We start from the raw sequence: 5,132 nt of genomic DNA, 5'->3' as shown, positions 1-5,132 counted from the left end.
TGACTGTTAATGTTGATATCACGATGTTATTAGAGGAAGTATATCAAAAGGGAATAAAATTTTATCCCGTTTTTATATATTTAATTTCTAGAGTAGTAAATAATCATAAAAAATTTCGAACATGTTTTAACGATGAAGGAGTTTTAGGCTATTGGGAGGAAATGATACCGAGTTATACAATCTTTCATAAAGATGATAAGTCTTTTTCAAGTATATGGACGGATTATTCAAGTGATTTCCGTACCTTCTATAAAAATTATGAAGACGATATGAGATGCTATGCTAGTGTTCATGGTCTTTTCACGAAAGAAAATATTCCTCCTAATGTATTTCCGATTTCTAGCATACCTTGGACTAGTTTTACTGGATTTAATCTTAATATTAATAATGATGAAAATTTTCTATTGCCAATTATAACTTGTGGGAAATATTTTAACGAAGGAAATAAGGTTATGCTACCAGTTTCATTGCAAGTACATCATTCGGTTTGTGATGGATATGATGCGAGTCAATTTATAGAAGATTTACAGCAGTTAAGTAACACTTGCAACGATTGGCTTAAGTAATATCTAATTTTTAATTATATAAAGTGAAACTTTAATCAGTGGGGTGTCAGCCCCGCTGATTATTAGCCCAACTCCCACCTAACTTCTTTGCTTTCGCTGAATTTTGAGATGGGGGTCTTACTGCCCGGCAAATAGCGGAATAAAATTGAAAATGAATAAAAGAAGAGACCATGTTGATATTACATGGTCTCTTCTTTTATTCATTAATACTAAGTAATTGTGGAAAATATAGGGTGATTTGTAGTTTAATAGTAAAGAGAGTGATTAGTATTAATTTTCTTTGTTTTTAAAATTTTAAGTATGTAAATGTTTAACAGGGGGGGATAAAGTGAAATTCGTAAGCATTGAAAAAGATGAAATCTTAATTGGGGATATGGCAAAATTGTATTGTAAAGTATTTGAGAAAATAAATTTCAATGAAATAATCGAGCGAATGAATAGGCATATAGAATATACAGGTTTTAAAGGTATAGTAGCAATAAATGATGAAAATGAAGTAGTTGGCTTTACTTATGGTTATCGCTCAATGGAGGGACAGTACTATAATCAATTAATGAGAGAAGCGTTACATCTAGAGCAAGTAGACGAATGGTTACAAGATTGTTTTGAATTTGTAGAGTTAGCAGTCCACCCACAATATCAAAATGAAGGTCTTGGAACGAAATTACATAATGAATTACTAGAAGGGATTCCAAATAGAACAAGTGTTTTGACAACACAAATAAACAATGAAAAAGCACGTTCGTTATATGAAAGATTAGATTGGATAAATATATTGGAGCCATTTCATCCAAGTACAAATGATGTTCCATATGTAATAATGGGAAAAGCATTAAAAACAAAAGTGAATTGATAATTATGGCATTCACAAAAATGGTTGGTTTGTAATAATGAAGGGGAAAACGAAAATGACGAGAATATCTATAGAAAAAGCTACAATTTTAGATGCTGAGAAATTAACAGAAATAATGAAAAGAACATTTGATGCAGAAGCAAAACAATGGCTATACGGCCAAGATGATGTCATTGATTATAACATTCAACCGCCAGGGTATTCTTCAGTTGAAATGATGGAATATTCCATTGAAGAATTGGATTCTTTCAAAGTTGTAATGGATAAAGAAATAATTGGAGGGATAATAGTTACGATTTCTGGTAAGTCGTACGGTCGAATTGATCGTATTTTTGTAGATCCTGTTTATCAAGGAAAAGGAATTGGATCACATGTTATGAAATTAATAGAAAAGGAATATCCAAACATAAAGATTTGGGATCTCGAAACATCTAGTAGACAAATTAATAATCATCACTTTTATAAAAAGATGGGCTACCAAATGATTTTTGAATCGGAAGATGAGTATTGTTACGTGAAAAGAATAAAAACAAGCTCAAACAAAGCGAGTGTAGTTACAAATAAAGATATGAAAAATAGTCAATACGAAAACTGTAATTTAGCGAATACAGGGTATTATCAAGTGAATTTAAAAAACAGTTCATTTGTTGGTAGCAATATAATAAATATGAATATGAGTAATTGTAATGTAAGTCAATCAAAGTTTAGAAATATAAATTTTAGATGGTCATCATATGCAGATTTAAATCTTTCTGGCAGTAAATTTAATTTGGTGACTTTAGGTGGAGTGCAATTTAAAAATACAAGTCTCGGAGATGAGAAGGAACCTATTGTATTCGATAAATGTGATTTGGAAGGCAGCACTATAAGTAATAGTAATCTGAAAAATATTGAAATAGAAAATTGTAATATAGTCGGCATGAAACTAAATGGTATTCCAATTGAAAATTTGCTTAATTTATATAACGAGGCGAAAAGCTAACCAAATCCATATAGTTGTTAATCTTTTTGGAAATTAAGTATTATATCGAAATAATTATGTAAAAATGACATAAAGAAATACGAGTGAGAAGGTCATTCATACACGTTTCTAGAATACACACAAACAAATATATTGTTATTTATATGGAGGAGAGAAAGATGGGGATCAACGTTAGAGCAGTAGAAATACAAGATGCTAGAGCAATTCATCGTATATGTATACAGGATGACGTTTTACCGTATATGGTTTTCTTACCTAGCATGCGTGTAGAAGCTATGGAAAATAGAATTCGAAATTTAGCACCAAATCAATTTGAATTTGTTGCAGAATATGATGGAGAAGTTGTTGGATTTGTAGGTTTAACACAAAGTCCGGGCCGAAGATCTCATTCAGGCGATTTATTCATTGGGGTAGACAGTGAATATCATAATAAAGGAATTGGGAAAGCACTTCTTATGAAGATGCTTGATCTGGCTGATAATTGGTTAATGTTAGAGAGAGTAGAACTAGGTGTGTTAGAAACGAATCCAAAAGCAAAAGCTTTATATGAAAAATTTGGATTTTTAGAAGAGGGAGTAAAGATAGGGAATTTGAAAGCTCACGGAAAGTTTATTAATGAAATTATGATGAGTCGTTTTAGACCGAATGGTTTAATTGTACATAATGAATAGTTAAAAGCATGACAGTATACTGTCATGCTTTTTCATTAGAATTTGGCTGTAATAAAAATAATACTAAACCAATAAAAATAACGGTAATTCCTAGTCCTTGTTGTAAAGAAATAGTCTCATGTAATATAAAGTACGCTAGCATACAAGTGCCAATTGTTTCACCTAAAATACTCATTGAAATTACAGTAGCACTCATCCATTTTAATAACCAATTAAAAATGGTTTGTCCTAAAATTGTAGCAATGAAAGCTAATCCAATAAAGCACAACCAAGTTTGTGTAGAGTAATGGATGAAAGATTCTTGTTGCATGAAAGCAAATATGCTAAGAAAGCCAGCACTACTTCCATAACTAATTACCGAATATGGTATAAGTGACAAATCTTTACGAACGTGTTGGCTAATGAAAAAATAAGCAGTAATGATACCGGCAGCGATAAATGCTAAAATATCTCCATATAAAGCTTCTCCACTAATTTTGAAATCTTGCCAGCCAATGATGATACTACCTGAAATAGCGATGAGGCAACCAATAAGCGCTTCTTTCGTAAATCTCTCCTTAAATAAAAAATAACCACCAATCATTGAGAACAAAGGTTGTAACGTTACGATAACTGTAGAGCTTGCTACAGAAGTATATTGTAATGATTCAAACCATAGTACATAATGTGCAGCTAAAAATAGCCCAGATGTGAATCCGAATGTCCATTGTTTTTTCGTTAAAGTTTTTAGCTCATTTCGACTATTTTTATTAAATAGTAATAACGGTAACAGGATCAGTGTGGCAAAGAATAATCGGTAAAAAGCAATGATTGTCGCAGGAGCATCTGCCAATTTTACAAAAATTGCTGAAGTTGATAAGGCGAATACACCAAAAAATAAGATGAAATATGAAAGAATAGGTGATTTCAAAGTTTGTCCCTCCGATAGATTGTTTATTATAATAAACTTAATGCGATATAATGTACAAAGGTAAGTATATAAGTCCCGGAGATAATAGGAAAGGATTATTTGCCTTTGTTTAGTATGTCAGCACAAAGACAATGAAATATGCATTATGATGGACGAAAGGAAGTTTTACTATGATACATGATAGGCTTGGACAAACGGTATTAAGTTATCGTAAGAAAAATAATATGACAATTCGTGAATTTGCTGATTATGCAGGGATTAGTACATCACTAATTAGCCAAATTGAAAGAGGACATGCTAATCCTTCTTTAAATGTTTTGGAGTTAATTGCAAAAGCATTAAATGTACCGCTGTTTACACTTTTTATTAATGATATCGATACAGATTCGCTCATTTCTAAGAAAAAAGATCGAAAAAAAGTATATCGGGAAAACAATGATCACATTGTATATGATGTATTAACACCTGATTTTATGAAAGCACGTATTGAAATGTTAATGATGGATTTAAATAAACAAGCAAACACAACAGAAAGTCATTATTCCCATGAAGATAAGGAAGAGATTGCTGTTATTATGAAAGGGGAAGTGTACGTAGAATTGGAGGGAAAAGAATATTTTTTAGAAGAAGGCGATGTTGTACGTATTCCACCAAATGTGAAGCATCGATTTTTGAATAAAAGTGATGAATCGAATCACATTTTATTTGTACTGACACCATCTTTAGGATGAAAATATAGTGATTTTAACTAGAGGAGAAAGAAAATGGAAAACAAAAGTATTTTAAAAGGCGGCCTTTCAATTATTTCTCAATGTAAAAAAGAAACAAATGATATTTGGCATGCGCATTTTGGAGCAGCTGCAATTGCCAGTTATTTTAATCATATAAAGAGAGCTCCAAATTATAAAGATATAACATTAGAAAAATTATTCATTCTTAATGAACGTCAATAATCTGTAAAAGAAAGCTTAATCTAGTTTCTTTTTTTGTTAGTAGTATATTATTTTTTCAAATATGTAAGATTTTACATGCGTATTTTACTTTTACTAATTATGTAAGTAGGCTATACTGAAATACATACATTTTATTTTTGGAGAGATGTAAAACGACATGGAACTAGCGAAATTGGAAAAAGTAATTGAAATAAAAA

General features: G+C 30.9%; 7 protein-coding genes. 6 read left to right on the top strand and 1 reads right to left on the bottom strand.

What is annotated here, in order from left to right; all coding sequences use genetic code 11:
- The 4 genes from ACQGSG_RS26405 to ACQGSG_RS26390 form a co-directional block, all read left to right on the top strand.
- Window positions 1-566: CatA-like O-acetyltransferase (locus ACQGSG_RS26405; protein ID WP_426948399.1), on the top strand; the 566-nt coding region annotated here is incomplete at its 5' end.
- 328 nt (window positions 567-894) lie between these two features.
- A complete protein-coding gene (locus ACQGSG_RS26400; protein ID WP_000673964.1) occupies window positions 895-1,419 on the top strand; it encodes a GNAT family N-acetyltransferase in 525 nt (174 codons plus the stop codon).
- A gap of 37 nt (window positions 1,420-1,456) precedes the next feature.
- Entirely contained in the window at window positions 1,457-2,401 is a 945-nt protein-coding gene (locus tag ACQGSG_RS26395; RefSeq protein WP_142309460.1) for a GNAT family N-acetyltransferase, read from the top strand.
- Between the two features lie 158 nt (window positions 2,402-2,559).
- Window positions 2,560-3,072, top strand: a complete 513-nt coding sequence (locus ACQGSG_RS26390) for a GNAT family N-acetyltransferase (RefSeq protein WP_098221118.1) — start codon at window positions 2,560-2,562, stop codon at window positions 3,070-3,072.
- Window positions 3,073-3,094: 22 nt separating this feature from the next.
- Here the strand turns inward: ACQGSG_RS26390 and ACQGSG_RS26385 are convergent, their stop codons facing one another.
- Window positions 3,095-3,982, bottom strand: coding sequence for a DMT family transporter (locus tag ACQGSG_RS26385; protein ID WP_098605363.1), 888 nt, complete (start codon window positions 3,980-3,982; stop codon window positions 3,095-3,097).
- A gap of 170 nt (window positions 3,983-4,152) precedes the next feature.
- Here ACQGSG_RS26385 and ACQGSG_RS26380 point away from each other — a divergent pair, with 170 nt between their 5' ends.
- Both ACQGSG_RS26380 and ACQGSG_RS26375 read left to right on the top strand, forming a co-directional pair.
- The gene (locus ACQGSG_RS26380; protein WP_000581029.1) at window positions 4,153-4,713 is read left to right on the top strand and encodes a helix-turn-helix domain-containing protein; all 561 of its coding nucleotides are present in this window, start codon (window positions 4,153-4,155) and stop codon (window positions 4,711-4,713) included.
- A 33-nt stretch (window positions 4,714-4,746) separates the two neighbouring features.
- On the top strand, window positions 4,747-4,935 hold the full coding sequence (locus ACQGSG_RS26375) for a hypothetical protein (protein ID WP_058839124.1): 189 nt from the start codon (window positions 4,747-4,749) through the stop codon (window positions 4,933-4,935).
- Window positions 4,936-5,132 lie beyond the last annotated feature (197 nt).

This window comes from Bacillus sp. GMa5/1, assembly GCF_050172015.1.
Taxonomy (GTDB): domain Bacteria; phylum Bacillota; class Bacilli; order Bacillales; family Bacillaceae_G; genus Bacillus_A; species Bacillus_A cereus.
The sequence above is the reverse complement of the archived record's forward strand: the minus strand, read 5'-3'. Positions and strand labels throughout refer to the sequence as shown.